The sequence below is a fragment of the Bradyrhizobium sp. genome (genome assembly GCF_047605465.1).
Classification (GTDB): domain Bacteria; phylum Pseudomonadota; class Alphaproteobacteria; order Rhizobiales; family Xanthobacteraceae; genus Bradyrhizobium.
This window is the reverse complement of record NZ_JASGFS010000003.1, coordinates 37,942-64,700: the sequence shown is the minus strand read 5'-3', so window position 1 is coordinate 64,700 and position 26,759 is coordinate 37,942. Positions and strand designations below refer to the sequence as shown.

Genomic DNA, 26,759 nt, shown 5'->3' with positions numbered 1-26,759 from the left:
GTCAGCAAAACGGCCCCGGCACGGGGGGAGCCAGGGCCGTCCTTGGAGATTGCTTCCGGAGCACCGGGGGCATGACAACCAGAAGCAACCTGTCGACTCCTCGTGCGAGGATTCGTTCCTCGCGAGGCTAGCCGGTGGGCGCGTCGCCGGAATCATCCGGCATCACGCCGGAGCCCGGCGTCTTGTTATGGTCCGTGAGTCTGGGATCGCGCGTCGCTTCACGCGATGGCGATCCCTTGCGGTCCGCCTCGTGTACGGTCTGCGCACGCTGCTTGTTGCGTGGCTGGTCCTCTGCCCGTTTGTCCCTGACGATGCCGTGGTCGGAATGGGCCATGTTTCCTCTCGCTTCTGAAGTCCCGAAGCGGTTACGCGCCGGCCCATCGAATGTTCCGGGGCGCACGGTGCCATCAGGCTAGCTGTGCACCGCGTGGACCGCAGCTGCGGCATTTTCCTGGTGAACCTGCCGCACCGTCGTCACCGTCGCGAATGCGACCGAGACGCCAAAGGCGAGAATGAATGAGAAAAGTGCCAGACGTGGAGCCATCGCTAAACCTCCTTCTGGAATTAAAAATCAAGGCGACAGACTATTCCTCATTGATCCTAGATTGGTCGGCCGCATTCCGTGAGCGGTCTCACACACAAAGACACAAGAACGAGAACTCACGCATCGTGCGCATGGGCGACACGAACCGTCACAGGCGGAATCTCGCCGTCAAGCCAGTCCTGCTCGTCCGCCAGTGCCGTCCAGGCCTCCGCCATGCGCGAGTAGCGATTGTAAGCTGGCTGCCCTTCGGCGCGCTCGGCCAGTTGCAGGCAGTTGTCGGCGTTATCTCTGAAAATCTCAGACTGTTTCATTACGAAGACGTGGTGACGGAACTTCACGGCCGCAACCGTCCTTACGGGATCGTAACCTTCCGGGAACTTCACGCGCCGACAATCATTGGAAATCCATGCGAGTTCTTGTCGCGATAGTCCTGGCGTTCATCAGCACTGCGGCCCTTGCCGACAACACCGTCGAGCAGGCACAGGGAGATCGCACGCCGAGCGCAACCGACGTCATCAGCGGTCTCTACAGCTTCAGCCGCTTTCAACAGGGCCTTCTGGAGACCGCCGATCTGAAGGGTAACACCGAGGTGAGAAACCTTGCAGCTTTGCGCGCAGAAGAAGCGGCCAAGCGCGACAAGTCCTTGAAGCAGATTCAAGAAGCGATCGGCGTGGAGCCGCGCGCCAGCAAGACGACGTCGGTGAGCGCCGGTCTCGTCGAGCCGGAAAACTCCGATGGCCCGACTTACGTCAAGAGCTTCTATGCCGCGCAGATCCCTGAATATGAATCCGCGATCAGCCTGCTCGAACGCTATCTGAAAGCGCCCGACAACGGAGCGCTCGCTGCGTTCGCGCGCGAACAGCTGCCGACCCTCCGCACCCAACTGAAGGATGCGGCGCAAACCATGGCCGACAAGTAACAGCCCTATTTGTCCTCCGGATGATGCTGCTGGTCCAACGGCCGAACGGCGCGATTACTATCCGGCATATTGTCGCGGCCAGCATCTCCATTGGCATCCTTGCCGCCCGAGGTCGAGGTGCCGCTGCCGCTCGGGCTCGACTTCGCTGAAGTCCCCGTGGTCTGCGAACCCGCATGCGGGGTGGCGGAGCTCGCAGCGGGATCGCCCGTGACGGCTCCGCGACCGCTGGGGCCGCCGGTCTGTGCGAGAGCCGCTTCTGCGGCAAACAACGCAGCGACACAAACCCACAATCCGGCTTTCATCGTACTCTCCCTGTGTTCGCTCGTTAACCGCAGGGGTCACTGTCCGTTCCTAATATGCCCCGGCGCGTCGCAAGGACGCATCACGACGCCTCCTGCGCAAACCGGAGCAAGAGACTGAAATTTTTCTGAAACCGGACGGAACCAACGCCCCTCTTCGTCGTTGATGACATCGGGCTGAGCAAGGCAGGTTCCATTTTTCTTGCGCCGCAACGTTGGCGCTTGATTTCGAATTTGGCTGACGCTCTATTTTGACCAGTCGCGTCATGCCTTTGGATTCGGCCGACGCCTGCGGGGGAATTAGTATGAGCGACCTCGGTCCCGAAACTGCGTCGCGCTCCGGTCGTCGCGTCCCAAAGCCAAAAATCAATGGTACGTCGGACCCGGATTCCCGGCAGGAGCTGCTGATCGCTCTGCAGGCCATGCGTAGCGGCGATTTTTCCGTGCGGATGAGCGGGGATTATCTCGGCATCGACGGAAAGATCGCAGACACTTTTAATGAAATCATCGCGGCCAACCAGCGCATGGCACAGCAGCTGGAGCTGGTCGGCCAAGTCGTCGGTCGCGAGGGCAAGACGCGGCAACGCGTGAAATTCGGCCTCGCCAGCGGCTCGTGGGCGGACATGGAAGGCTCCGTCAATACGCTGATCGACGACCTGTTATGGCCCACGCGCGAGGTGACACGCGCGGTTGCCGCGGTCGCGCAGGGCGACCTCCTGCAGACCGTCAAGCTCGACGTCGACGGCCGCCCGCTGCGCGGCGAATTCCTGCAGTCGGCGACCATCGTCAACACCATGATCAAGCAGCTGGGCGTCTTCACCTCCGAGGTGACACGCGTAGCGCGCGAGGTCGGCACCGAGGGCAAGCTCGGCGGACAGGCCGAGGTCCCCGAAGTGACCGGCGTCTGGAAAGACCTGACCGAGAGCGTCAACTCGATGGCTAACAACCTGACCAACCAGGTTCGCAACATCGCCGAGGTGACGATCGCGGTCGCCAACGGCGACCTTTCCAAGAAGATCACCGTCGACGTCCGCGGCGAAATCCTTCAGCTCAAGGAAGCCATCAATACGATGGTGGACCAGCTGCGTTCGTTCGCGTCCGAAGTCACCCGCGTCGCGCGCGAGGTCGGCACCGACGGCAAGCTCGGCGGACAGGCGATCGTGCCCGGCGTCGCCGGCACCTGGAAGGACCTCACCGACTCCGTCAACGCGATGTGCGGCAATCTGACCGCGCAGGTCCGCAACATCGCCAACGTGACCACCGCAGTGGCGCGTGGTGACTTGTCCCGCAAGATCACCGTCGACGTCCGCGGCGAAATCCTGGAGCTGAAGGACACCATCAACACCATGGTGGACCAGCTCAACTCTTTCGCATCGGAAGTAACGCGCGTGGCGCGTGAGGTCGGCACCGAAGGCAAGCTCGGCGGACAGGCCCAGGTGCCCGGCGTCGCCGGCACCTGGAAGGACCTCACCGACAACGTCAATTTCATGGCGTCGAACCTGACCGCGCAGGTCCGCAACATCGCCGACGTCGCGACCGCGATCGCGGGCGGCGACTTGTCCAAGAAGATCACGGTGAACGTGTCGGGCGAAATCCTTCAGCTGAAGGAGACGCTCAACACGATGGTCGACCAGCTCAACGCCTTCGCCGGAGAAGTCACGCGCGTCGCGCGCGAGGTCGGCACCGAGGGGCGCCTCGGCGGCCAGGCCAACGTGCTTGGTGTCGCCGGGACCTGGAAGGACTTGACCGAAAGCGTCAACTCGATGGCCTCGAACCTCACCGCACAGGTTCGCAACATCGCAGAGGTGACGACGGCGGTCGCCGGCGGCGACCTGTCGAAGAAGATCACGGTCGACGTGCGCGGCGAAATCCTGGAGCTGAAGGACACCATCAACACCATGGTGGACCAGCTCAATGCGTTCGCCGGAGAAGTCACCCGCGTGGCGCGCGAGGTCGGCACCGAAGGCAAGCTCGGCGGACAGGCCGTCGTGCGCGGCGTGGGCGGCACCTGGAAAGACCTGACCGACAGCGTCAACTCGATGGCGTCGAACCTCACCGGCCAGGTCCGCAACATCGCCGAGGTCGCGACCGCCGTGGCGAAGGGCGACCTGTCGAAGAAGATCACCGTGAACGTCTCGGGCGAGATCCTTCAGCTGAAGGAAACGCTCAACACCATGGTGGACCAGCTCAACGCGTTCGCCGGAGAAGTCACGCGCGTCGCGCGCGAGGTCGGCACCGACGGCAAGCTCGGTGGCCAGGCCGACGTGCCCGGCGTCGCCGGCACCTGGAAGGATTTGACCGACTCCGTGAACTCCATGGCGGGCAATCTGACCGCCCAGGTCCGCAACATCGCCGAGGTTGCGACAGCGATCGCCGGCGGCGACCTGTCGCGCAAGATCACGGTGGACGTGCGCGGCGAAATTCTTCAGCTCAAGGACACCCTCAACACGATGGTGGACCAGCTCAACCGCTTCGCGGGCGAGGTCACGCGCGTGGCGCGTGAGGTCGGCACCGAGGGGCGTCTCGGTGGCCAGGCCAACGTGCCCGGCGTCGCCGGCACCTGGAAGGATCTCACCGACAGCGTGAACTCGATGGCGGGCAACCTCACCGCGCAGGTCCGCAACATCGCCGAAGTGACGACCGCCGTGGCGCGCGGCGACCTGTCGCGCAAGATCACCGTCGACGTGAAGGGTGAAATCCTCGAGCTGAAGAACACCATCAACACCATGGTGGACCAGCTCAACGGCTTCGCCGGCGAAGTGACGCGCGTCGCGCGCGAAGTAGGCACCGAAGGCAAGCTCGGCGGCCAGGCCGAGGTGCCCGGCGTCGCAGGCACCTGGAAGGACCTCACCGACAACGTCAATTTCATGGCCTCGAACCTGACGGCTCAGGTCCGCAACATCGCCGAGGTCGCGACCGCGATCGCCGGCGGCGACCTGTCCAAGAAGATCACGGTGGACGTGCGCGGCGAGATTCTCCTGCTCAAGGACACCTTGAACACGATGGTGGAGCAGCTGCGATCCTTCGCCGCCGAAGTGACGCGCGTCGCGCGCGAGGTCGGCACCGAAGGACGGCTCGGCGGCCAGGCCGTCGTGCCCGGCGTCGGCGGCACCTGGAAGGATCTCACCGACAACGTCAACCTGCTCGCCGCGAACCTCACCACTCAGGTCCGCAACATCGCTGAAGTCACCACCGCCGTGGCGCGCGGCGACCTGTCGCGCAAGATCACCGTCGACGTGAAAGGCGAAATTCTCGAGCTGAAGAACACCATCAACACCATGGTGGACCAGCTCAACGCGTTCGCCGGCGAGGTGACGCGCGTGGCCCGCGAGGTCGGCACAGAAGGCAAGCTCGGTGGACAGGCCGCCGTGCCGGGCGTCGCCGGCACCTGGAAGGATCTCACCGATACCGTGAACCTGATGGCCGCGAACCTGACCGAGCAGGTGCGCGGCATCGTCAAGGTGGTGACCGCGGTCGCCAACGGCGATCTCAAGCAGAATCTGACCATGAAATCGCGCGGCGAGGTCGCCGCGCTCGCCGACACCATCAACAACATGACGGAGACGCTCGCGACATTCGCCGACCAGGTGACGTCGGTGGCACGCGAGGTCGGCGTCGAAGGGCGCCTCGGCGGCCAGGCCAACGTGCCCGGCGCGGCCGGCACCTGGAAGGATCTCACCGGCAACGTCAACCTGCTCGCCGCCAACCTGACCTCGCAGGTCCGCGCGATCGCGGAAGTGGCCACCGCCGTGACCAAAGGCGACCTCACGCGGTCGATTCAGGTCGATGCCCGCGGCGAGGTCGCCGAGCTCAAGGACAACATCAACACGATGATCACGAATCTCCGTCTAACGACGGACGTGAACACAGAGCAGGACTGGCTGAAGACCAACCTCGCGAAATTCACCAACATGCTCCAGGGCCAGCGTGATCTCGCCACCGTGGGGCGTCTGCTGCTCACGGAGCTGTCGCCGCTGGTCAATGGGCATACCGGCGTGATCTACCAGGTCGAGAACGAGGAAAACCTGCAGCTTCTGCTGCTTGCGTCCTACGCCAGCGACGGCGTCTACCCCTACCAGCGCGTTCTGCAGTTCGGAGAAGGCCTGATCGGCCAATGCGCTCTCGACAAGCGGCCACGCATGGTCGCGGATATTCCCCCCGACGTGGTGCCGATCAACTCGGCGCTCTTCCGGGTCGCACCGAAGAATCTCGTCGTGCTGCCGGTCCTGTTCGAAGGCCAGGTCAAGGCGGTGATCGAACTTGCGTCGCTGACCTCCTTCACGACGTCGCAAATGACCTTCCTGGAGCAGCTGACCGATTCCATCGGCATCGTGCTCAACTCGATCGAAGCGACGATGCAGACCGAAGGCCTGCTGAAGCAGTCGCAGCAGCTCGCCGGAGAGCTCCAGACACAGCAGCGCGAGCTGCAGCAGACCAACGATCAGCTCGAGCAGAAGGCGCAGCAGCTCGCCGAACGCAACGTCGAGGTCGAGCGCAAGAACCAGGAGATCGAACAGGCCCGTCGCGCGCTGGAGGAGAAGGCGACCGAGCTCGCGCTGACGTCGAAGTACAAGTCCGAATTCCTTGCCAATATGAGCCACGAGCTGCGCACGCCGCTGAACTCGATCCTGATCCTCGGCCAGCAGCTCACCGACAACCCGGACGGCAACCTCACCGGCAAGCAGGTCGAATTCGCCCGCACCATCCACGGCGCCGGCACCGATCTGCTGAACCTCATCAGCGACATTCTCGATCTCTCCAAGATCGAGTCGGGCACGGTGACGGTCGACGCCGAGGAAATCCTGACCGCGAACCTGCTCGAAACGGTCGGCCGGCCGTTCCGCCACGAGGCCGAGAACCGCAACCTGTCGTTCAAGATCGACGTCGATCCGAACCTCGCGCGCAGCATCGTCACCGACTCCAAGCGCCTGCAGCAGGTCTTGAAGAACCTGCTCTCCAACGCCTTCAAGTTCACCGCCGATGGCGAGGTCCGGCTGAAGGTCGCCGGCGCGGTCGGCGGCTGGGGCACGGATCATCCGGTCCTGAACTCCGCACCGGCCGTGATCGCGTTCGAAGTCTCCGACACCGGCATCGGCATTCCGCAGGAGAAGCAGAAGCTGATCTTCGAGGCGTTCCAGCAGGCTGACGCGGGCACCAGCCGGAAATATGGCGGCACGGGCCTCGGGCTTGCGATCAGCCGCGAGCTCGCGAGCCTGCTCGGCGGCGAAATTCATCTGCGCAGCGCGCCCGGCAAGGGCTCGACCTTCACGCTCTATCTGCCGCTGAAATATTCGGGCCCGACACAGGCGCCACGTCCCGCCGCGCCCGCGCCGCAACAGTTCAACCAGCCCCCGGCGCTGCAGCCGTCCGCGCCCGAGCAGCGCGTCATCGAGCAGCTTCCCGACGACCGGCTCGATCTCGAGCCCGGCGACACCATTCTGCTGATCGTCGAGGACGATTCCCATTATGCGCGCGTGCTGGTCGATCGCGCCCGGGACAAGGGCTTCAAGGTCCTCGTCGCCGCGCGTGGCGCTGAAGCGCTGGAGCTCGCCAAGCAGTATCAGCCGACGGCAGTCTCCCTCGACGTGTTCCTGCCGGACATGCTCGGCTGGACGGTCTTGAGCCAGCTCAAGCATAATCCGCTGACCCGCCATATTCCCGTGCAGATCATCACGCTCGATGAGGACCGCCAGCACGCGCTGGCCCGCGGCGCCTTCTCCTTCGTCAACAAGCCGACGACGACCGAGGGTGTCTCCGCCGCGCTGACCCAGATCAAGGAATATGCGCGGCCACGGCGCAAGCGGCTGCTGATCGTCGAGGACAACGAGGCCGAGCAACTCTCGATCCGCGAGCTCCTGCACCATGACGACATCGAGATCGTGGCGACCGGCACCGGCGCCGGCGCGCTGTCGACGCTGCGCGAAAATCCCTGCGATTGCGTGGTGCTCGACTTGCGCCTACCCGACATGAGCGGTTTCGAGGTGCTCGATCAGATCCGCAACGACGACACGCTGTCGAACGTCCCGGTGGTGGTGTTCACCGGCCGCGAGCTTTCGGCGGACGAGGATGCGGAACTCCACACCATGGCGCGCAGCATCGTGGTCAAGGGTGTGGAATCGCCCGAACGCCTGCTTGACGAGACCGCGCTGTTCCTGCATCGCGTGATCACGGAACTTCCGGTCGAGAAGCAGCGGATGCTGGAGAAGCTGAACAGTTCCGACGAGGACCTGATCGGCAAGACAGCGCTGCTTGTCGATGACGACGCCCGCAACATTTTCGCGCTCTCGAGCGTCCTGGAACGGCGCGGGATGAAGGTTCTGACGGCCACGACCGGCAGCGAGGCCGTGACATTGGTCGAATCCAACCCGGAAATCGCCATCGTGCTGATGGACATCATGATGCCGCAGATGGATGGCTATCAGACCATCGGCGTCATCCGCGAGAATCCGGCGTTCGCGCGCCTGCCCATCATCGCGCTGACCGCCAAGGCGATGAAGGGCGACCGCGAAAAATGCCTGGAGGCGGGTGCGTCCGACTATCTCGCCAAACCCGTCAACACCGACCAATTGCTGCTTGCGATCCGCATGTGGCTGCACCGCTGAGCTGGATCCGCGAATGGACCACGAAAAGATCAACATCCTCCTCGTCGACGATCAGCCGGCCAAGCTGCTCGCCTATGAGGTGATCTTGAAGGATCTCGGCGAGAATCTCGTCATCGCCTCGTCGGGCCGGGAAGCATTGGAAGTCCTGCTGAAGACCGAGATCGCGGTGATCCTGGTCGACGTCTGCATGCCCGAGTTGGACGGCTTCGAACTCGCGGCGATGATACGCGAACATCCACGCTTCCAGAAGACCGCGATGATCTTCATCTCGGCGATCCAGGTGAGCGATATCGACCGCCTGCGCGGCTACGAGATGGGCGCGGTCGACTATGTGCCCGTGCCGGTGGTGCCGGAAGTCCTGCGCGCGAAGATCAAGGTGTTCGCCGAGCTCTACCGCAAGACGCGTCAGCTCGAGCGGCTGAATCACGAACTCGAGGACCGCGTTCGCGCGCGCACGGCGGAGCTGGAGAATTCCACCGCGAAACTGCGCGAGAGCGAACAGCGGCGCAGCATGGCGATCGCCGCGGGCAAGATGGGATCCTGGGATTGGGACTGGATCAATGGCGACTGGATGTGGGACGAAGGCCAGTACCGCATCTTCGGCGTGACACCCGAGACCTTCAACGTCACTTCGGCCAACATCCAGGCGCTGCTGCATTCCGATGACGTCGATCGGTTTCGAGAGGCTATTTCCGCCTTCAATACAGGCGCGCGCGCCTACGAAGCCGAGTTCCGCATCAGCCGGCCCGATGGCGAGGTTCGCTGGTGCGTGGGCACGGCGGCAGCAACCTTGGACGCGAGCGGCCACGTCGTCCGCGTGAGCGGCGTCACCGTCGACATCACCGAGCGCAAGCGCGCCGAGGAGCGGCAGAATCTGCTCGCGCGCGAAGTCGATCATCGTGCCAAGAATGCGCTGGCGCTGGCGCAGTCGATCGTGCGCCTCACCCGCGCCGACGAAGTGAAGACCTACGTCAACGCGGTCGAGGGGCGCATCAATGCCCTGGCGCGCGTGCACACCATCCTGTCGCTGTCGAGCTGGCAGGGGGCCGAGCTTTCCAAGCTCATTGACGAGGAGCTTGCGCCCTATTCGCTCGGCGGCCAGATCGGACTCGACGGGCCGGAAGTTCAGTTGCTGCCGGCGACCGCCCAAACGCTCGCGCTCGCGCTGCATGAACTATTCACCAATTCGGCGAAATACGGCGCGTTGTCGACGCGCTCGGGGCGGCTTGCGATCGGTTGGCAGGTCGAGAACGACCTCCTCAGTCTGACCTGGGAGGAATCCGGCGGCCCTCTCGTCAGGACGCCGAAGTCTCGCGGCTTCGGTACGCGAAGCCTGCTCGCCAGCGTCGAATCCCAGCTTGGCGGACAGGCAAAATTTGACTGGCGTGCCGAGGGCTTGTTGTGCCGCCTCGAGGTGCCGCTGAAGCGCAAGACTGCAGTACCCGTCGTGGAAAAATCCGGCGCGGCGCTCGAGCGCGCCTCAGGTTAGGACACCGCCGTCCTCATCCGCCGTACAGCGCGCGGTTCATCGGCGATGCGTCCTTCAAGCCAGGCCTCCGTTTGTGCGAGATCGCGCAATGCTCGTGCATAACGTCGGGCCGCACTGCGGTCGGCGCCGGGCGGCAGCTTGCGCGCCTTGCGCAGCATTTCCGCGGCCGCCTGGCGATAGGCCAGCGAGCGGTAGAGAAAGACGACCTTAGCCATATCGAATGTTCCCGTGTTGATGGCGCTTATCCTCGCAAGGCGGGCATGAACATCGGATGAAGCCGGGCATGACAAATCCTTCATGGAGGATGGAACCTGCGATCATCGGGCGCGTTTGCATGCCAGATCGAAGGTCGGTTCCATGCGCGCAAGAAAGTCGTCGGGCCTGATCTCCCCCACCGGCGCCATCAAAGTGATGACGCAGGCGATGATGGGCGCAGCGCTCGGGCTCGTCTTCGGTCTCGCCCTGACGATGTCCAATCCAGCCGTCGCAAAGCTGCTGAATCACGGCGGAAGCCCCGCCCTTTTTGTCTTCATCATCACATTGGTGACGACGTTCGCGATCGGCGCGACTCTCACGGGCGTCGTGTTCATTCTCACCGAAGACAAGGAATTTTGAAGCGCATCCGTAGCGCCCGCGGAGTTTTCGTTCGGAACTCCCGCCGCGAATGGCGGTTGGCTGCCTGCGTCAATTCAACTCAGGGAGTTCCCGCGCATGAAAATGACCAAGATCGCTCTCGCCGCAATGTTGGCAACTGGCCTCGCCGCCGCCCCCTTCGCCGCGCAGGCGAAGTCGCACAAGGCGAAACACGATTCCTCCACCTCGTCCTCGCAGACGACGGGTGCGAACACGAAGTCGAAGGGCAACGATGCGTCCGGCCAAGGCGGCTCCGGCCCCGGCTCGGATCAGGGCGGGACCATGTCGAACAACAAGGGCACGACCAACACCAAGTAAGCGTTTGCCCGACATCCATGGAAGGCTCCGCGACCCGCGGAGCCTTCTTGCTATGGATGTTTGTAAACAGGCTTCCCGTCACCCGCGCTTTGGCGGCTCACAGCAGCCGGCTGCATCGACGGAATCGCTCGCGAGATTTGTCTTCGCGAGTTGTTCGAGCCGGGCACGCTTGCGTGCGATCAGGACTTGCGCCGCAGCATCATCAAGCCCCTCGCGCCGCAATTGACGGATGGCTGAGCCCAACTCGAGAATCTCGGCGCGCAGCTTCAGGATCCGGTACGTGTCCGGGTCGTCCTCCACAGCGAGCCTCCAAACGTCTCAGCGGCGCCCGACCATGCGTACGGGATTGCCGATCTGTCTCACCGCACGAAGACGGACCTTGTCCCGGATGTCTGGCAGCACGTCACCGCCGCCGGCCGCCTTCCATTCGGCGAGCAACAGGGTGACTTTCCGGCGCAGCCCCATCTGCGAAAGCGCCTGCGCGGTGCAGTCACGATCGCGGTTGACGAGTTCGCGGACAGCCGCCTCGACGTCGGCCATCTCTAGCCTCAAAGCGCTGATTTTACGTCGAATTTCATTAATTCTGTTGTCCATGGCTTGTTAGAACAAAATAAGAACATATAGTCAAGTCACGATTTCAGGATGGAGAGGCGACATGCAGGTTCAGGGTAAATACGACGCCAGGGCTTTCCTCACGGAGCAGATGACCCGAGCACAGGGATTGCGGCTCAGGCGGTTGAGCGAAGAAGCCTACCAGCCTGCTCAATACGCGCGGGATCTCTCCTTCGCCGAGGCCGCGCGGCGCATCGAGGTGCTCGAGGCAGAGATCGAACTGGCAAATTCCTTCTAGGCTGCGACGGGGCGCTCCGGTGCGCTTCAGGCGCGTTTTCGGAACGATGTCCTTGCCGGATGGTTTTCCTTCCCGCCAAGGGAGGGCCATTCATGGCACGCAAGGCAAAGAAACGCCGCTACGCGCCAAGCTCCGCCAGCGATGTCGAGAGCGAGATGCGACGCTACAAGAAGGGCACTGCGAAAAGCGGCCGTGGCGGTCGAGACGGTCGCGTGAAGAGCCGCAAGCAGGCGATCGCAATCGGGCTGTCGAAGGCACGCAAGAAGGGCAAGAAGGTCCCGAAGAAAGCCTCGAAGCGGAAAGCAGCGAAGACGACAGCCAGGGAGAATTCGAAGAAGGCGTCGAAACGCAAATCCGCCGCGGCAGCGCGCTGACCTGCGTCAGATCATGCTGCCCGGCATGAAGCAGCGAATTGAAATCCCGAACGCGGTCTTCACCGGCCACACCATGGTGCGGCCGGCGCGATTGGGCTCGGTGATGACGGCTTCGTCGGGCACCTCGACCCACTGCCCGTCGAGGCGCACCCGATAGTGTCCGTTGTGCGACTCCCAGTCGGGATCGGACACTGCAAAGCCGTCCGCATCCGAACAGCAGGGACCAAGATGGCTGCGCAAACTGTCGAACCATGGCTTGAGCGGCGAGTCGGCGTAGCGGCCGTCATCGCGTCCCAACGCATTTCCGGTCGACATCACGAACGCCGCCACGAGCAGCGTACTGCATAGCGAGAGCTTCAATCGATCCATCGCGGCACCGATCAAATGCGAACCACCGGCTCACTCAAGAGCAGCCGGGCGTTCGAAGTTCCACTCCTTCACTCCATCCCGGCGTCTTTCGTTGCCGCCGAGAAACGACACGTGATTCCGAAGCCTGCCGCGTGAACGCGGCTTTTTCGGACGAACCCTGTCACCATTCCTGCCGTTAACGAGAATGTTATCGGCAGCCTCTCGGCATCCCGCATTGCGAAGACGAGAAAGGCGGCCCGAGGGCCGCCTTTCCGGATTTCCACCAGCAGGTTTAGGGATCAGGCGAGAGGCACCGCGACGAACCGGGTCGCCTCCGCGCTCTTCACCTGCAGCAGCACGCTGCGCTTGCCCGACGATTTGGCCTGCGCCAATTCGGAGCGGACGTCGCCGATATTGGCAACGGCCTTGCCGCCGACATTCAGGATGACGTCGCCGGTCTGGATGCCGTGCTGCGCGGCCGGTCCCTGCGGATCGACTTCCGTGACGACAACGCCCTTCTGGCCCGCCCCCTGGACGTCACCCGCGGGAGCAAGGCTGAGACCGAGGCGCGGCGTGCCGGGGCTCTGCTGCGCCTTGCCGTCATCGGCCTTGGCTTGCCGTTCGTTCGGCACCTCTCCGAGCGCGAGCGTCACCGTCTTGCTCTCACCCTTGTGGAAGACGTCGAGCTTCACCGAGCTGCCCGGCGTCAGCGTCGCGATGGTACGGGCGAGATCGCGGGAGTCCTTGATCGCGGTGCCGTTGACGGCGGTGATGACGTCTCCCGCCTCGATGCCGGCCTTCGCTGCCGGGCTGCCGTCCTGCGGATTGTCGACGATCGCGCCGCGAGCGTCCTTCAAACCAAGGCTGTCGGCGATATCAGCGTTCACCGGCTGCACTTGCACGCCGAGCCAGCCACGGGTCACCGCGCCCTTGTCCTTCAACTGCGCGACGACGAGCTTTGCGGTCGAGGCCGGAATGTCGAAGCCGATGCCGACCGAACCGCCCGAGGGCGAGAAGATCGCGGTGTTCACACCGATCACGTTGCCGCTCATGTCGAAGGCCGGACCACCGGAATTGCCCTTGTTGATGGGGGCATCGATCTGGATGAAATCGTCGTAGGGGCCGTTGCCGATGTCACGGCCGCTGGCCGAGACGATGCCGGCGGTCACGGTGCCGCCCAGGCCGAAGGGATTGCCGACCGCAACCACCCAATCGCCGATCCGCGGCTTCTGGTCGGAGAACTTCACGAACGGAAGGTCCTTCTTGTTGCCCTCGACCTTGATCAGCGCGAGATCGGTCTTCGGGTCGGTGCCGACCACCTTCGCCGTGTAGATCGTGCCGTCGTCCGTCGTCACCTGCACGGACTCGGCGTGATCGACCACGTGGTTATTGGTCACGGCGTAACCATCGGCCGAGATGAAGAATCCCGAGCCCTCGCCCGTGATCACCTGGTGGCGCTGACGGGGCATGCCGTTCATGCCGCCCGGGAGGCGGAAGCCGAACTGTCGCGAAAACTGGTCGAACGGCGAGTCCTCGTCGGAATCCATCCGGTTCTGCTGGAGCATCGCGCTCTTGTCATTGTCCTGATCGATCTTCACCCGCACCGAGATGACGGCGGGCTTGACCTTGGCGACGAGGTCGCCGAAGCCGGGCGGCGTCGCCGCGACGTCCGCAGCATGTGCCGGAGTGATGAGGGACGTCATGCTGACCGGCGATGAACCGGGAGATGCGGCCAGAACGGCCACGCCAAGCGCGGCCACGGTGCCGAGCAGCGCAAGCCGGCGCGGCTTCAGAATCTTGCGGGATGTGGTGGTCTCGGAATTGACGTGATCGTTCATGTCGAAATGTCCATGTTGGGTAAGTCGCCTTGCACCCAACATGGACATCGTCACCTTACGGCGTCCCGTCCACCCGATTAAATCTTGGCAAAGAATCGCGGCGGAACGCTTGCGCGATCAGACGCCCTTGTCGTTCGGGCTGGCAACCGCGTCCTTGAGCGGTGCAGGCATCGGAAAGTTGAGATTCACGTTCCTGGGCGGAATGGGCTTCGTGAACCATTTCGCATAGAGCTCGACGAACTGACCGCCTTTCATCATCGCGACCAGCGTTCTGTCGACCAGCGCCTTGAACTCGGGGTCGTCCTTGCGAATGATCAGCCCGTAAGGCTCGGTGCGGAGGCTGTCGTCGATGATCCGCCAATTGTCCGGAGCCTGGCTGTTGGCGATGAGACCGGCGAGCAGGATGTCGTCCATGACGAAAGCCTCGCTGCGGCCGGTCGTGAGCGCGAGGAAGGATGCGGCGTGATCCGGCGACAGCACCTGCTTGATCGCGAAGTTCTTCTCCTGGCCGCGCGCGAGCAGCAGCGCGATCGACGTCGATCCGGTGGTCAGCGCGACCGGCTTGTCCTTGAGGTCCTCGAACGTCTTGATCGGAGCATCCTTCCTGACGACCGCGCGGATGCTCGATACGAAGATGGTGTTGCTGAAGGCCACCACTTTCTGCCGCTCGAGCGTGTTGGTGGCGGGACCGCAGACGATGTCGATCGTCCCGTTCTCGATCAGGGGAATCTGGGTGCTGAGTTGAATCGGTTGCAGCTTGGTCTGCAGCGCTGGAAGCTTCAGTTCGTCCTTCACCGCGTCGACGATCCGCGCGCAAAGATCCATCGCGAAGCCGACCGGCTTTTGATTGTCGTCGAGATAGGAGAACGGGACCGAAACGTCGCGATGTCCGAGCCGGATTTCACCGGTCGCCTTGATCTTGGCGAGAGTCCCGGCGGGAGATTGAGCCCAGGCGGGAACGGCGACTGCGGTCGTAAAGATCAGCGAATATAACAGCCCCTTCATGGACTTACTCCTATTTTGAATACAATCACGGTAGATTTTATACATACGATTGCATATTGTTCAAACTGATTTTATACAATGTGGTGACCTGCCGCGAGGCCGCGCGGACCAGTGCCGGGAAGACGCCAGATGGGATCGGACACAGTGGCAAGACATCGCGGTGCCGGCAGCCACGGCTCCACGCCGGACGCGGTGCGTGAGGCGCTTCGCCGCGCGATCAGCGCGGGCGAGCTGGCGCCCGGCCTTCAGCTACGGCAAGACGAGCTCGCTGAGAAATTCGGAACCAGCCGTATCCCCGTCAGAGAGGCCCTGAGGCAGCTGGAAGCCGAAGGCTTCGTGACGTTCCTGCCGAACCGTGGCGCGGTGGTTTCGGACCTCTCCATCGACGAGGTCGTGGAGCTTCTCGAGATCCGCATCGCGCTCGAATGTCACGCACTGCGCCTGGCTATTCCAGCCATGGGCGACATCGACCTCGACGACGCCAAGACCATTCTCCGCTCCTACGACGAAGAGCCTGATCCGGAAAAATGGGGTGCGTTCAACTGGCGCTTCCACAAGGCGCTTTACGTCCCATGCAATCGTCCCCGCCTGCTGGCGATGATCGAGGCCAATTACGGCCATGTCGGACGTTTCACGCGCGCGTTGGTATCGCGTGCCACCGGCAAGGAACGTCCGCAACGCGAGCACTACCAGCTGCTCGAATGCTGCAGGGATGGCGAGGTCGAAAAGGCCGTGCGCCTCTTGCGCGAACACATCGTGCAGACGCAGAAGACGCTGCGATCGGCACAGCGACATGCATCGCGGAGCGACGCCGGCTGATCCCGGAAGCGGTCGTCCCAACGGGTTGAAGGAGAGTGCGTTTGAAGGCCAACGACGTTGAAATCCTCGTCATCGGCGCAGGCATGGCCGGTCTCGCCACGGCATATTATCTCGCCGTTCAGCACAAGCGGTCACGCCTGCTGATCGTGGATGAGGGCCAGCCGATGGCACTGACCTCGGCGCAATCGGGCGAAAACTACCGCAACTGGTGGCCGCATCCGACCATGGCGGCATTCACAGACCACAGCACCGATTTGATGGAGGACATTGCGCGCCGCACCGGCAACCGCATCAACATGACGCGGCGCGGCTATCTCCTCGTCACGCGAGACGATCAGCCGGACGAGCTGCTCCGGCAATTGCATGCAGGTTACGGCGCTTCCGCCTCCAGGCTGATCCGCACACACGAAGGCACGAGCAGCACCTATTCTCCGGCGTTGTCGGCGGACTGGCAGGCCGCCCCCGACGGCGTCGACGTCCTCCGCGGCCGCGAGCTCATCCAGCGCTATCATCCGGCGTTCGACCCCGAGGTGGCCACCGCGCTTCACATCCGCCGGGCCGGCGACATCAGCGGGCAACAGCTCGGCCAGTACATGCTGGAAGCGATGCGTCCCCTGGGCGCGCAGTTTCAGCAGGCGCACGTGATCGGTATCGCGAAGGCCGACCGCTTCCTGGTCGATGTCGTCGTCGACGGCGCTCGCCAGACGATCAAGGCCGACATCATCGTCAATGCCGCGGGTCCGTTTGCATCGCGGGTTTCGGCGATGCATGGCGAAAAGCTGCCTATCCTGAACGTCCTTCAGCAGAAGATCGCCTTCGTCGATCGCGGCCATGCGGTCGACCGCAAGATGCCTTTCACGATCGATCTCGACGGGCAGACGCTCGACTGGTCACCCGAGGAGCGCGAGGCGCTTGCGGCAGCCCCCGAATTGTCTCGCCTGCTGGAGCCTATGCCGGGCAGCATCCACTGCCGGCCCGACGGCGGCGATCATGGCCAGTGGATCAAGCTGGGCTGGGCGTTCAACTCGGAACCGTCCGAACCCGTCCGTGAACCGGAACTCAATCCCTATTTCCCCGAAATCGTGCTGCGCGCGGCGAGCCGGCTCCAGCCCGCGCTGAAGCAATATCTCGGTGCGCTGCCGCGGGACCGAATCCACTACGGCGGCTTCTATCCGATGACCAAGGAAAACTGGCCGCTGATCGGCGCGGCCAAAACACCGGGCGTATTCCTGACAGCGGCACTGTCCGGATATGGGACGATGTCGGCATGCGCTGCGGGCGATCTCTGCGCGCGGGCAGTGGTTGGCGCACCCTCGCCTCCGTTCGCGGACGTACTCTCGCTGGCGCGCTACGGTAACAAACCGCTCATGGACGAACTCGAGAGCGCCGAGAGCCGTGGACTGTTGTAATCGCCTGCAGGTCCCGCGCCGCTATGCCGCGGCCGGGACCTCCTGCGCCGCCGCGATATCCTCTTCCTCGCGTTGGGCATTGCACGCGTCGAAGTGCGCCTTCAGCGCGATCTCGGCAAGATGTTCGAAATGTTCGGCCTGGCCGAGCAACTGCCAGTTCTGGAGCGGCCGATAGGCCGCTTGCTGACGACAGAGGGACGCCAGCGCCCGGTAGCGACGTACGTTCTCCATGAGACCCTCCCTCGCATTCACAGGCCTTATTGTCCTGATTTGCGTCAGGCCAATGGCGGTTGTGCAAAACATTTGCTGCGTTGGCCGCCGCCGACTCGGATGGTTCTCATGGGAAATCCGCACGTGATCTGAAGTTCCTATCGCCGGTAGCCGGATCAGGAATTCCGATCACAAGTCCGTGCCATGGAGCGACCACGCTGCATTCCAACGCTGATCGGTGCGAAACAGCCCTGCCTATGCCGCGCCCCACGCCTTGAGCGATGCGAGGCGATCGCGACACGTCGCCTTGGTGGCTGTGCCGAACCCAAAACTACCGGCGAGCCTGGCCGGCCTGGGCAGCCTCGCGAATGGCAGCGATGTTGCCGGCATAATCGGCGCTGCTCTTGCCGCGAAAGACCGCCGACCCCGCCACCAGCGTATCGGCGCCCGCGGCGGCGACAGCTGCGGCATTGTCCCGCGTGATGCCGCCATCGACCTCGAGCCGAATTGCCCGGTTGCCGATCAGCTTCCGAATTCGCCTGATCTTCTCGATCTGGGAATCGAGAAAGGATTGCCCGCCAAAGCCCGGATTGACCGTCATTACCAGGACGAGATCGATGCGATCGAGCACGTGTTCGATCGCGGCTTCCGGGGTCGCCGGACACAGGCTGACGCCGGCCTGCTTGCCGAGCGCCCGGATCACCTGCAGCGAACGGTCGAGGTGAGGACCCGCTTCAGCGTGGACCGTGATGATATCGGCCCCGGCGTTCGCGAATGTCTCCAGATAGGGATCGGCCGGCGCGATCATGAGATGGACGTCGAATGTCTTTGCTGTTCGCGGCCGGATCGCCTTGATGACGTCGGACCCGAAACTGATGTTCGGCACGAAATGCCCATCCATCACGTCGCAATGTATCCAATCGGCGCCGGCTGCATCGATCGCCGCGACCTCGTCGCCGAGACGCGCGAAATCCGCGGCCAGGATCGACGGCGCGATGACAACCCCGAAGTTCACGGCGTCGCACTCCCGGCAACGGCGCCGTCGAACACCCGGCTGGCGAGCACGTCGGCGGGGTCGATGGTCTCAAGCTCGGCAATGTCGAGCATGCGGTCGAGATCAGAGACCAGCCGATCCGCCTGCCGCAGGCGGATGCGATCGATCGCGTTGCGGATCGAGCGCGCGTTGGAGAAGAACGGCTGGGTCCGGCGCAATGCGATGTATCTCTCGAATGCCTCGCGCGCCGCGCCCGAGAAACGATAACCGCGTTCCCTCAACATCAGCTCGGCGATGACGAGAAGCTCGGCCTCCGAATAGTCGGGAAATTCGATGTGGTGGGCGATGCGCGAACGAAAGCCGGGGTTGGAAGCAAAGAAGCTCGTCATCCGCTCGCCATAACCCGCGAGGATCACGACGAGATCCTCGCGCTGGTTCTCCATTACCTGGAGCAGGATCTCGATCGCCTCCTGGCCATAGTCGCGCTCGTTGTCCGGACGGTGCAGATAGTAGGCCTCGTCGATGAACAGGACGCCGCCCATCGCCTTCTTCAGGATCTCCTTGGTCTTCGGCGCGGTGTGGCCGATATACTGGCCGACGAGATCGTCGCGCGTCACGGAGATCACCTGCCCGCGACGCACGAAGCCGAGACCGTGGAGGATCTTAGCCATGCGCAGGGCCACCGTGGTCTTGCCGGTGCCGGGATTGCCGGTGAACGACATGTGCAGTGTCGGCGGGGCGGACGCCAGACCCGCGCGCTGACGAATGCGCTCGATCAGCAGGAGCGAAGCGATCTGGCGCACGCGGCTCTTGACCGGCTTCAATCCGATCAATTCCTGATCGAGCTGTTGCAGCGCGCCGGTGATTCCGGCCGCCTCGGCTTCCTTGCGGAGATCGAACGTGGTTTCGCCGCCGTCGGCGACCGTCGCATGTGACACATCGAGCATCGGCACCTCGAAGAAAAGGGCCTCGCCGCGGCGGGAAAGCGGCGAAGCAGTGGTCCGCCAGGGATGCGGAGCAGGGAGCGCCCCGCGCGGAATCGGGCTGCTAGGGTGAAGCGCGCTCCGTCTGCCGGCGCACGGTGGTGTAGCGGATCGCGCGTCCGGCCGTCTCCTGTCGCACCAGGTCGAACTCGGCCTCCTGAGGCGGCCGGTTGACAAGGAACGAGAGCCGCACCGACTCCCAGCCGTGACTGGCGTCGAAGCCGCTGATCCGTATGTAGCGGTCACCATAGACCCTGCGGCATTCGGCAAGCTCCATCATGACGCCGGCGGCATCCTGGAGATCGAACATCGGCAGGCCCCACATCTCCCAATAGGTGTTGCGCGGATGCGGATCGTCGGTGAACTCGATATTCACCGCCCAGCCGTTGGCCAGACAGTATTGAACCTGCCTGGTGATCTGGTCATCGGTGAGATCAGGCAAGTACGAGAAGCAGCCCTGAGTCATCTTCATGTGCAATCTCCTCAAACGGTTTCGAGCGCCGTCGGCACGAAGTCCGGCGTGTCGGTCGACTGATAATTGAAGGTGACGTCCTTCCAGACTTCGAGCGCGGCTTTCAGCGGCGTGCAGGTCGAAGCCGCCTTGGCCAGGATCTCCGGTCCTTCATGGACGTAGTCGCACCCCTCGTTACGGGCGAGAATCATCGCTTCTAGCGCTACGCGGTTGGCGGTCGCGCCGGCGGCAATCCCCATGGGATGGCCGATCGTCCCGCCGCCGAATTGCAGCACCACATCCTCGCCGAGCAGGTTGAGAAGCTGATGCATCTGACCTGCGTGGATGCCGCCGGAGGCAACCGGCATCATTTTGTTGAGGCTCGCCCAGGACTGGTCGAAGAACAGGCCATGCTCGAGCTTCGTCGGATTGAAGTCCTCGCGGCAGACATCGTAATAACCGCGCGTGGTATTGGGATCGCCCTCGAGCTTGCCGACCACCGTTCCGGCATGGATGTGGTCGACGCCCGCGAGCCTCATCCACTTGGCGATGACGCGGAACGACACGCCGTGACCCTTCTGCCGCGTATAGGTCGAATGGCCGGCGCGATGCAGATGCAGGATCATGTCATTGCGGCGCGCCCATTTGGCCATCGACTGGATCGCGGTGTAACCGATCACGAGGTCGATCATGACGATCACAGAACCGAGTTCCTTGGCGAACTCCGCTCGCTCGTACATGTCTTCCATCGTCCCGGCGGTGACGTTGAGATAGGTCCCCTTCACCTCGCCGGACGCCGCCTGGGCGCGATTGACGGCTTCCATGCAATAGAGGAAGCGGTCGCGCCAATGCATGAAGGGCTGCGAATTGATGTTCTCGTCGTCCTTGGTGAAATCCAGTCCGCCTTTGAGGGCCTCGTAAACGACCCTGCCGTAATTACGACCCGAGAGGCCGAGTTTCGGCTTCACCGTTGCCCCGAGCAGAGGCCGCCCGAACTTGTCGAGCCGTTCACGCTCGACGACGATGCCTGTCGCGGGCCCTTGGAACGTCTTCACATAGGCGACCGGGAAGCGCATGTCCTCCAGCCGAAGTGCTTTCAGCGGCTTGAATCCGAACACGTTGCCGATGATGGAAGCCGAGAGATTGGCGATCGAGCCCGGCTCAAACAGGTCGAGATCGTAGGCGATGTAGGCGAAGTAGGAACCGGTCGAGCCCGGGACCGGATCGACGCGATAGCACTTCGCGCGATACTTCTCCGCAGCGGTCAGCCGATCGGTCCACACCACGGTCCAGGTCGCGGTCGAGGATTCACCGGCCACCGCGGCGGCCGCCTCGATCGGGTCGACACCATCCTGAGGCGTGACACGGAACAGAGCGATGATGTCTGTGTCCTTCGGCACATAGTCAGGCTCCCAATAGCCCATGCGCTTGTACTCCATCACGCCCGAGCGATAGCGTTCCTTGCCGCGGACCGTTCCCGTGTGCACGTTCATGGCTCTGTCCTCTCTTCTCTCTGAATGATTAGGCGGCGACAGGTTCTTGGGCATCGACGCGAGGATCGAATTCGCCTGCCCGGTAACGCCGTGCCATCTCGCTTATCGGAATGACCTTGATCCCGGAGGCGTGGCCTGCGGCGCCGAACTGCTCGAAGCGATCGCGACAGAGATCGCGCATCGCATCCATCGCGGGCTTCAGGAATTTTCGCGGATCGAACTCGCTTCGACTTTGCGCCGCGACCTTGCGGAATACGGCCGCCATTGCCAGCCGACAGTCGGTGTCGATGTTGACCTTGCGCACGCCGCTCTTGATCCCGCGGACGATCTCCTCCACTGGTACGCCCCAGGTCTGCGGCATCTCGCCGCCGAACTCGTTGAACATGTCCTGCAGCGGCTGCGGCACCGAAGAGGATCCGTGCATCACCAGGTGAGTGTTCGGCAGCCGGCGGTGGATCTCCTCGACGACCCGCATCGCCAGGATGTCCCCATCCGGCTTTCGGCTGAACTTGTAGGCACCGTGCGAAGTGCCCATCGCGATTGCCAGCGCGTCCACCTTCGTCGCGCGGACGAAATCGACGGCCTGGTCGGGATCGGTGAGCAGCTCATCATGGCCGATCTTGCCTTCGACGCCGTGGCCATCCTCTTGTTCGCCGCCGCCATGTTCGAGCGAGCCGAGCACGCCGAGCTCGCCTTCGACGGAGGCGCCGACCCAATGAGCGAGATCGACAACGCGTCGCGTGATCGCGACATTGTAGTCGTAGTCAGCCGCCGTCTTGGCGTCGGCCCTGAGCGAGCCGTCCATCATCACCGAAGTGAAGCCATGGGCGATGGCCGAAGCACAGGTTGCTTCGTCGTTGCCGTGATCCTGGTGCATGCAGAGCGGGATGTCGGGATAAGTCCGCTCCAGCGCTTCGATCATGTGCGACAGCATGACGTCGCCGGCATAACTGCGCGCGCCGCGCGAAGCCTGGATGATGACGGGTGCGTCGACCTCGGTTGCCGCCTGCATGATCGCGATCCCCTGCTCCATGTTGTTGATGTTGAAGGCCGGAACCGCGTAACCATGGTCAGCAGCATGGTCGAGCAATTGGCGAAGAGTGATACGGGCCACGGCGAAATCCTCCTGTTATTGCCTGCGAGCACGGGCGATCGCCCGTCGGGCGGCTTCGGCAATGCCTGGGGCCGTGATGCCGAACTCGCGATAGAGAATTGGCGCTGGCGCCGAGGCACCGAAGCCGCGCATGCCGACGAACTCGCCGTCAGCGCCGATCCAGCGCGGCCAGTCGCCGAGCACTGCCGCCTCGATGCCGACGCGCGGCGCGGTGCCGAGCACGGCGGCGCGATAGTCTTCCGCCTGCTCCTCGAACAGCGCAAAGCAGGGCGCGGAAACCACAGCCGCACGGATATGCTCGGTTGCCAGCAGGCGGGCAGCGTCCAGAGCAATCGACACCTCCGAGCCGGTCGCAACCAGCGTCACGTCGCGGCCATCATCCGGCGTAACGACGAGATACGCACCACGCGCAACGCGATTTTCGTCGAGCGCGTCACTTCGGAAGGTCGGCAGGGCCTGCCGTAACAGACACAAGACCGATGGCCGGTCTTCGGCCTCGAGCGCGCAGTTCCAGGCCTCCAGCGTCTCCAACGCGTCCGCGGGTCTGAACACGAGCAGGTTCGGAATGACACGCAGCGCCGCGAGATGCTCGACCGGTTGATGGGTCGGGCCATCTTCGCCAAGCCCGATGGAGTCGTGCGTCATGACATGGATGACGCGCAGACGCATCAACGCCGCGAGGCGGATCGCCGGCCGACTATAATCGGAAAACGCCAGAAACGTGCCACCATAGGGGATGAAGCCGCCATGCAAGGCGAGGCCGTTCATGGCAGCCGCCATGCCGTGCTCGCGGATACCATAATGGATGTAGTCGCCGGCGAATGCGTCGCGCCGGACCGCGACCTGGCCCTTGCCGTGCGTCAGGTTGGAGTGCGTCAGGTCCGCCGAGCCGCCGACAAATCCCGGAATCGACGAGGCGATGGCATCGAGCACCTGTTGCGAGGCCTGCCGCGTCGCGATCTTCGGGCGCTCGGTGGCAAAGCGCTCGCGCAGTTTTTTCGAAGCCTGGGCATAGGCGTTCGGCAGGGCAACGGCCTTCCCCTCGACCAGCAGGTCGCGCTGCTCTGGCGTCGCGCATTCGTAGCGATCGAGCCAGGCGAGACGATCGACCTGCCCGCGCTGCCCGATCATGCGCCACGCCTTCATGACGGGGATCGGCACGACGAAGGGCTGGTAGTCCCATCCGAGCGTCCGGCGCGCGGCGGCGGCCTGGTCGGCGCCGAGCGGCGCGCCATGTGCCTTTTCGGTGCCCTGACGCTCCGGCGCGCCAAAACCGATGATGGTGCGACACGCGATCAGCGACGGCTTCGCCGCCGCCCGTTCTTCCGCAATCGCCAGCGCGATCGCCTCGGGATCGTGTCCATCGACGCGGCGAACCGACCAGCCTGAGGCCGCGAAACGTGCGAGCTGGTCATCGGAGGTCGCAAGTGATGTCGGCCCGTCGATGGAAATGCCGTTGTCATCGAAGAGGACGATCAGGCGGCCGAGTTGGAGATGACCCGCCAGCGAGATCGCTTCCTGGCTGATGCCCTCCATGAGACAGCCATCGCCGGCGATCACATAGGTAAAATGATCGACGAGACCGCCGCCGTGACGCGCATTGCCCAGACGCTCCGCGAGCGCCATGCCGACCGCAGTTGCGATCCCCTGCCCCAGCGGTCCCGTCGTGGTTTCCACGCCCAGCGTGTGGCCGTACTCGGGATGTCCCGGCGTCTTCGAGCCCCATTGCCGAAACGCCTTGATGTCGTCGAGGCTGATGTCGCCGCCGGTGAGATGAAGCAACGCATAGAGCAGCATCGAGCCGTGGCCGGCCGAAAGTACGAAGCGATCGCGATCGGGCCAATTGGGATGAGCCGAGTCGAACTTGAGGAAACGCGAGAACAGCACGGTTGCGACGTCGGCCATGCCCATGGGCAGGCCGGGATGGCCGGACTGCGACACCTCGATGGCATCGACAGCGAGAAAGCGGACGGCATTGGCGAGGTCGCCGTGCGAGACCGTGTTAAGGTCGGCTTCGGCATGAACCGAGATGTTCATTTGGCCCTTCCGTCGTTGTCGTTGGCGATCACTTCAGGTTTCGCTTGCGCTCGATGAGCTGCATGATCAGCGGCGTCAGGATGAGCTGCATCGCGAGATCGAGTTTTGCGCCCGGACACACGATCGAGTTCGCGCGCGACATGAAGCTATGCGGCAGCATCGACAGCAGATAGGGAAAGTCGATGCCGCGCGGATTCTTGAAGCGGATCACGACCATCGATTCGTCCGGCGTCGGGATCCAGCGCGCGATGAATGGATTCGATGTGTCCACCGTGGGCACACGCTGGAAATTGATGTCGGTCTCGGTGAATTGTGGGCAGATGTAATTGATGTAGTCCGGCATCCGCCGCAGGATCGTGTCGGTGACCGCCTCCGTCGAATAGCCCCTCGCGCTGCGGTCGCGGTGCAGCTTCTGGATCCATTCGAGATTGATCACAGGCACGACGCCGATCTTCAGGTCGGCATAGCGCGCGACGTTGACCTTGTCGGTCACGACAGCGCCGTGCAGGCCCTCGTAGAACAAGAGATCCGAATTCTCCGGCAGCTGCTCCCACTCGGTGAACGTGCCGGGTGGGGTGGCGTGCTGGGCGGCTTCTTCGGGGTCGTGGACGTAATGCCGCCGCACCGCCGTCCCGGTCTCGCCATAGTCGCGGAACGCCCGCTCCAGCTCCTCGAACAGATTGGTCTCGGGACTGAAATGGCTGAAATGCTTGTTGCCGCGCTCGGCCTCCTTCGCCATCTGCGTGCGCATCTCCGCGCGGTCGTAGCGATGGAACGCATCGCCCTCGATGTAGACCGCGTTGACGCGCTCGCGGAAGAAGATCTGCTCGAAGGTCTTCTTGACCGAGGTGGTGCCGGCCCCGGAGGAGCCGGTGATCGAGATGATCGGGTGCTTCCTCGACATGCGCAATCTCCTCACAACCGGAAGAAGCCGCGCCGCGCGAACAGCGGCGCCGACACGCTGGCCGCCAGAAGCGGATCGCAATGCAATTCCTCGACGCGGCGCACCTCGTTGCTCGACCCCATCACCAGGGGAACGCGCTGGTGCAGGGTCTGCGCGGCCAGATCGAGAATGCGCTCGCGTCCGGTGGAGGCGGAGCCGCCGGCCTGCTCGACGATGAAGGCCATCGGGTGCGCCTCGTAAGTGAGCCGCAAACGGCCATCGCCGTAGCCGGGCCGCGCGTCGGAGGGATAGAGGAACACGCCGCCGCGGGTGAGGATGCGATAGATCTCGGCGACCAGCGACCCGATCCAGCGCATGTTGAAATTGTGATTGGCCGGCCCTTCGACGCCGGCGAGGCACTCGTCGACGAAGGCGCGCACCGGCGGATCCCAATGCCGGCGGTTGGCGGCGTTGATCGCGAACTCCTCGCAGGCCTCCGAGATCTGCACGGCACCGCGTGCGAGACGGAAGCAGCCGGACCTGCGGTCGAGGACGAAGATGTCCACGCCGTCGCCGAGCGTCAGCACCAGCGAGGTCTGCGGTCCGTAGGTGATGAACCCCGCCGCCAGTTGCGACGAGCCGCGCTGGCGGAAGGCCAGGCCGGGATCATCCGGTGTCGGCAGGATCGAGAAGATCGTGCCCACGGTCATGTTGACGTCGATGTTCGAGGAGCCGTCGAGCGGATCGATCGCGACGCAGATGCGCCCCTCGCGATCGCCGATCTGCGGTTCGCGCATTTCCTCGGATGCGAGCGCCGCGATCGGCAGCCCGGCAAGACATCGGCGCAGGATCGCATCGGCCTGGACGTCGAGGTTGCGCTGAAGGTCGCCGTCGCTGTTGTGCCCGGTCGTCACGCCCGCGGCGTCCGCGAGTTCTCCGGTGCCGATGAGGTCGGCGATCTCGATCGACGCCATCGCGATGGCGTCGACGGCGGCCGCGACCGCCGGCGCGTGGGATGAGGTCTCGGAATACCTCTGGAGGTGGTCGTCCAGCCTGGGTTGCCCGGTCATCTGCGTCCATCCCTTGGCTGGCGCCGTGCCCTGTTCCCTCCCCGGCGGAGGTTCGGCGCGGTCGGTCCCAGCACGAT

General features: G+C 63.7%; 28 protein-coding genes. 9 read left to right on the top strand and 19 right to left on the bottom strand.

Going from position 1 to position 26,759, the window contains the following annotated elements; genetic code table 11:
• Positions 1–127: 127 nt before the first annotated feature.
• The 3 genes from QM712_RS04015 to QM712_RS04005 form a co-directional block, all read right to left on the bottom strand.
• On the bottom strand, positions 128–334 hold the full coding sequence (locus QM712_RS04015; RefSeq protein WP_415021752.1) for a hypothetical protein: 207 nt from the start codon (positions 332–334) through the stop codon (positions 128–130).
• A 78-nt stretch (positions 335–412) separates the two neighbouring features.
• Positions 413–544, bottom strand: coding sequence for a hypothetical protein (locus QM712_RS04010; protein WP_415021751.1), 132 nt, complete (start codon positions 542–544; stop codon positions 413–415).
• Between the two features lie 116 nt (positions 545–660).
• Positions 661–855 (bottom strand): hypothetical protein, encoded by a 195-nt coding sequence (locus QM712_RS04005; protein WP_415022037.1) that lies wholly within the window; start codon positions 853–855, stop codon positions 661–663.
• A 95-nt stretch (positions 856–950) separates the two neighbouring features.
• On the opposite strand from QM712_RS04005, the gene QM712_RS04000 reads away from it, so the two are divergent.
• Positions 951–1,463 (top strand): DUF4142 domain-containing protein, encoded by a 513-nt coding sequence (locus QM712_RS04000; protein WP_415021750.1) that lies wholly within the window; start codon positions 951–953, stop codon positions 1,461–1,463.
• A 5-nt stretch (positions 1,464–1,468) separates the two neighbouring features.
• On the opposite strand, the gene QM712_RS03995 is transcribed toward QM712_RS04000, so the two are convergent.
• The gene (locus QM712_RS03995) at positions 1,469–1,765 is read right to left on the bottom strand and encodes a hypothetical protein (RefSeq protein WP_415021749.1); all 297 of its coding nucleotides are present in this window, start codon (positions 1,763–1,765) and stop codon (positions 1,469–1,471) included.
• Positions 1,766–2,067: 302 nt separating this feature from the next.
• Here QM712_RS03995 and QM712_RS03990 point away from each other — a divergent pair, with 302 nt between their 5' ends.
• Both QM712_RS03990 and QM712_RS03985 read left to right on the top strand, forming a co-directional pair.
• Complete coding sequence (locus QM712_RS03990; protein ID WP_415021748.1) at positions 2,068–8,364, top strand: HAMP domain-containing protein; 6,297 nt, start codon at positions 2,068–2,070, stop codon at positions 8,362–8,364.
• A 13-nt stretch (positions 8,365–8,377) separates the two neighbouring features.
• Positions 8,378–9,853: an HWE histidine kinase domain-containing protein gene (locus QM712_RS03985; RefSeq protein WP_415021747.1), complete on the top strand. Its 1,476-nt coding sequence runs from the start codon at positions 8,378–8,380 to the stop codon at positions 9,851–9,853.
• On the opposite strand, the gene QM712_RS03980 is transcribed toward QM712_RS03985, so the two are convergent.
• Complete coding sequence (locus tag QM712_RS03980) at positions 9,850–10,152, bottom strand: hypothetical protein (protein WP_415021746.1); 303 nt, start codon at positions 10,150–10,152, stop codon at positions 9,850–9,852. The two genes, QM712_RS03985 and QM712_RS03980, sit on opposite strands and share 4 nt — an antisense overlap.
• A 58-nt stretch (positions 10,153–10,210) precedes the next feature.
• Between QM712_RS03980 and QM712_RS03975 the strand changes: the two genes are divergently transcribed.
• Positions 10,211–10,468: a hypothetical protein gene (locus QM712_RS03975; RefSeq protein WP_415021745.1), complete on the top strand. Its 258-nt coding sequence runs from the start codon at positions 10,211–10,213 to the stop codon at positions 10,466–10,468.
• Positions 10,469–10,564: 96 nt separating this feature from the next.
• Complete coding sequence (locus QM712_RS03970; RefSeq protein ID WP_415021744.1) at positions 10,565–10,804, top strand: hypothetical protein; 240 nt, start codon at positions 10,565–10,567, stop codon at positions 10,802–10,804.
• A 78-nt stretch (positions 10,805–10,882) separates the two neighbouring features.
• On the opposite strand, the gene QM712_RS03965 is transcribed toward QM712_RS03970, so the two are convergent.
• Positions 10,883–11,104 (bottom strand): hypothetical protein, encoded by a 222-nt coding sequence (locus tag QM712_RS03965; RefSeq protein WP_415021743.1) that lies wholly within the window; start codon positions 11,102–11,104, stop codon positions 10,883–10,885.
• 18 nt (positions 11,105–11,122) lie between these two features.
• Positions 11,123–11,344, bottom strand: coding sequence for a hypothetical protein (locus QM712_RS03960; protein ID WP_415021742.1), 222 nt, complete (start codon positions 11,342–11,344; stop codon positions 11,123–11,125).
• Between the two features lie 115 nt (positions 11,345–11,459).
• On the opposite strand from QM712_RS03960, the gene QM712_RS03955 reads away from it, so the two are divergent.
• Positions 11,460–11,654 (top strand): DUF3072 domain-containing protein, encoded by a 195-nt coding sequence (locus tag QM712_RS03955; protein WP_415021741.1) that lies wholly within the window; start codon positions 11,460–11,462, stop codon positions 11,652–11,654.
• Between the two features lie 92 nt (positions 11,655–11,746).
• Positions 11,747–12,028 carry a DUF6496 domain-containing protein gene (locus tag QM712_RS03950; RefSeq protein WP_415021740.1) on the top strand — a complete coding sequence of 94 codons (282 nt, stop codon included), beginning with the start codon at positions 11,747–11,749 and terminating at the stop codon, positions 12,026–12,028.
• Between the two features lie 6 nt (positions 12,029–12,034).
• Here the strand turns inward: QM712_RS03950 and QM712_RS03945 are convergent, their stop codons facing one another.
• The 3 genes from QM712_RS03945 to QM712_RS03935 all read right to left on the bottom strand — a co-directional run bounded on the left by QM712_RS03945 (position 12,035) and on the right by QM712_RS03935 (position 15,219).
• Positions 12,035–12,397: a hypothetical protein gene (locus QM712_RS03945; protein WP_415021739.1), complete on the bottom strand. Its 363-nt coding sequence runs from the start codon at positions 12,395–12,397 to the stop codon at positions 12,035–12,037.
• Between the two features lie 278 nt (positions 12,398–12,675).
• Positions 12,676–14,214, bottom strand: a complete 1,539-nt coding sequence (locus QM712_RS03940; protein WP_415021738.1) for a Do family serine endopeptidase — start codon at positions 14,212–14,214, stop codon at positions 12,676–12,678.
• Between the two features lie 117 nt (positions 14,215–14,331).
• Positions 14,332–15,219 (bottom strand): amino acid ABC transporter substrate-binding protein, encoded by an 888-nt coding sequence (locus QM712_RS03935; protein WP_415021737.1) that lies wholly within the window; start codon positions 15,217–15,219, stop codon positions 14,332–14,334.
• 129 nt (positions 15,220–15,348) lie between these two features.
• Here QM712_RS03935 and QM712_RS03930 point away from each other — a divergent pair, with 129 nt between their 5' ends.
• Both QM712_RS03930 and QM712_RS03925 read left to right on the top strand, forming a co-directional pair.
• Positions 15,349–16,038, top strand: a complete 690-nt coding sequence (locus tag QM712_RS03930) for a GntR family transcriptional regulator (protein ID WP_415021736.1) — start codon at positions 15,349–15,351, stop codon at positions 16,036–16,038.
• Positions 16,039–16,079: 41 nt separating this feature from the next.
• Positions 16,080–17,447, top strand: a complete 1,368-nt coding sequence (locus QM712_RS03925) for an NAD(P)/FAD-dependent oxidoreductase (protein WP_415021735.1) — start codon at positions 16,080–16,082, stop codon at positions 17,445–17,447.
• A 21-nt stretch (positions 17,448–17,468) separates the two neighbouring features.
• Here the strand turns inward: QM712_RS03925 and QM712_RS03920 are convergent, their stop codons facing one another.
• The 9 genes from QM712_RS03920 to QM712_RS03880 form a co-directional block, all read right to left on the bottom strand.
• Positions 17,469–17,678 carry a hypothetical protein gene (locus tag QM712_RS03920; RefSeq protein WP_415021734.1) on the bottom strand — a complete coding sequence of 70 codons (210 nt, stop codon included), beginning with the start codon at positions 17,676–17,678 and terminating at the stop codon, positions 17,469–17,471.
• A 310-nt stretch (positions 17,679–17,988) separates the two neighbouring features.
• Positions 17,989–18,672, bottom strand: coding sequence for a ribulose-phosphate 3-epimerase (rpe, locus tag QM712_RS03915; protein ID WP_415021733.1), 684 nt, complete (start codon positions 18,670–18,672; stop codon positions 17,989–17,991).
• Positions 18,669–19,598: a CbbX protein gene (cbbX, locus tag QM712_RS03910; protein WP_415021732.1), complete on the bottom strand. Its 930-nt coding sequence runs from the start codon at positions 19,596–19,598 to the stop codon at positions 18,669–18,671. The genes rpe and cbbX overlap by 4 nt, the downstream gene beginning before the upstream one ends.
• Before the next feature lie 100 nt (positions 19,599–19,698).
• The gene (locus QM712_RS03905) at positions 19,699–20,106 is read right to left on the bottom strand and encodes a ribulose bisphosphate carboxylase small subunit (protein ID WP_415021731.1); all 408 of its coding nucleotides are present in this window, start codon (positions 20,104–20,106) and stop codon (positions 19,699–19,701) included.
• Between the two features lie 11 nt (positions 20,107–20,117).
• The gene (locus QM712_RS03900) at positions 20,118–21,578 is read right to left on the bottom strand and encodes a form I ribulose bisphosphate carboxylase large subunit (RefSeq protein WP_415021730.1); all 1,461 of its coding nucleotides are present in this window, start codon (positions 21,576–21,578) and stop codon (positions 20,118–20,120) included.
• Positions 21,579–21,606: 28 nt separating this feature from the next.
• Entirely contained in the window at positions 21,607–22,692 is a 1,086-nt protein-coding gene (fba, locus tag QM712_RS03895; RefSeq protein WP_415021729.1) for a class II fructose-bisphosphate aldolase, read from the bottom strand.
• 15 nt (positions 22,693–22,707) lie between these two features.
• A complete protein-coding gene (tkt, locus tag QM712_RS03890) occupies positions 22,708–24,729 on the bottom strand; it encodes a transketolase (protein WP_415021728.1) in 2,022 nt (673 codons plus the stop codon).
• A gap of 28 nt (positions 24,730–24,757) precedes the next feature.
• Positions 24,758–25,633, bottom strand: coding sequence for a phosphoribulokinase (locus tag QM712_RS03885; protein ID WP_415021727.1), 876 nt, complete (start codon positions 25,631–25,633; stop codon positions 24,758–24,760).
• 11 nt (positions 25,634–25,644) lie between these two features.
• Entirely contained in the window at positions 25,645–26,682 is a 1,038-nt protein-coding gene (locus QM712_RS03880) for a class 1 fructose-bisphosphatase (protein WP_415021726.1), read from the bottom strand.
• Between the last annotated feature and the right edge of the window lie 77 nt (positions 26,683–26,759).

Coding starts and splice junctions, on each gene's coding strand:
- QM712_RS04005 (WP_415022037.1), bottom strand. CDS start 855: ATGAAACAGTCTGAGATTTTCAGAGATAACGCCGACAACTGCCTGCAA.
- QM712_RS04010 (WP_415021751.1), bottom strand. CDS start 544: ATGGCTCCACGTCTGGCACTTTTCTCATTCATTCTCGCCTTTGGCGTC.
- QM712_RS03905 (WP_415021731.1), bottom strand. CDS start 20,106: ATGAAGATGACTCAGGGCTGCTTCTCGTACTTGCCTGATCTCACCGAT.
- QM712_RS03885 (WP_415021727.1), bottom strand. CDS start 25,633: ATGTCGAGGAAGCACCCGATCATCTCGATCACCGGCTCCTCCGGGGCC.
- QM712_RS04000 (WP_415021750.1), top strand. CDS start 951: ATGCGAGTTCTTGTCGCGATAGTCCTGGCGTTCATCAGCACTGCGGCC.
- QM712_RS03970 (WP_415021744.1), top strand. CDS start 10,565: ATGAAAATGACCAAGATCGCTCTCGCCGCAATGTTGGCAACTGGCCTC.
- QM712_RS03930 (WP_415021736.1), top strand. CDS start 15,349: ATGGGATCGGACACAGTGGCAAGACATCGCGGTGCCGGCAGCCACGGC.
- QM712_RS03880 (WP_415021726.1), bottom strand. CDS start 26,682: ATGACCGGGCAACCCAGGCTGGACGACCACCTCCAGAGGTATTCCGAG.
- QM712_RS03935 (WP_415021737.1), bottom strand. CDS start 15,219: ATGAAGGGGCTGTTATATTCGCTGATCTTTACGACCGCAGTCGCCGTT.
- QM712_RS03980 (WP_415021746.1), bottom strand. CDS start 10,152: ATGAAGGATTTGTCATGCCCGGCTTCATCCGATGTTCATGCCCGCCTT.
- QM712_RS04015 (WP_415021752.1), bottom strand. CDS start 334: ATGGCCCATTCCGACCACGGCATCGTCAGGGACAAACGGGCAGAGGAC.
- QM712_RS03960 (WP_415021742.1), bottom strand. CDS start 11,344: ATGGCCGACGTCGAGGCGGCTGTCCGCGAACTCGTCAACCGCGATCGT.
- QM712_RS03940 (WP_415021738.1), bottom strand. CDS start 14,214: ATGAACGATCACGTCAATTCCGAGACCACCACATCCCGCAAGATTCTG.
- QM712_RS03945 (WP_415021739.1), bottom strand. CDS start 12,397: ATGGATCGATTGAAGCTCTCGCTATGCAGTACGCTGCTCGTGGCGGCG.
- QM712_RS03920 (WP_415021734.1), bottom strand. CDS start 17,678: ATGGAGAACGTACGTCGCTACCGGGCGCTGGCGTCCCTCTGTCGTCAG.
- QM712_RS03900 (WP_415021730.1), bottom strand. CDS start 21,578: ATGAACGTGCACACGGGAACGGTCCGCGGCAAGGAACGCTATCGCTCG.
- QM712_RS03990 (WP_415021748.1), top strand. CDS start 2,068: ATGAGCGACCTCGGTCCCGAAACTGCGTCGCGCTCCGGTCGTCGCGTC.
- cbbX (WP_415021732.1), bottom strand. CDS start 19,598: ATGCTCGATGTGTCACATGCGACGGTCGCCGACGGCGGCGAAACCACG.
- QM712_RS03950 (WP_415021740.1), top strand. CDS start 11,747: ATGGCACGCAAGGCAAAGAAACGCCGCTACGCGCCAAGCTCCGCCAGC.
- QM712_RS03975 (WP_415021745.1), top strand. CDS start 10,211: ATGCGCGCAAGAAAGTCGTCGGGCCTGATCTCCCCCACCGGCGCCATC.
- tkt (WP_415021728.1), bottom strand. CDS start 24,729: ATGAACATCTCGGTTCATGCCGAAGCCGACCTTAACACGGTCTCGCAC.
- QM712_RS03985 (WP_415021747.1), top strand. CDS start 8,378: ATGGACCACGAAAAGATCAACATCCTCCTCGTCGACGATCAGCCGGCC.
- QM712_RS03955 (WP_415021741.1), top strand. CDS start 11,460: ATGCAGGTTCAGGGTAAATACGACGCCAGGGCTTTCCTCACGGAGCAG.
- QM712_RS03995 (WP_415021749.1), bottom strand. CDS start 1,765: ATGAAAGCCGGATTGTGGGTTTGTGTCGCTGCGTTGTTTGCCGCAGAA.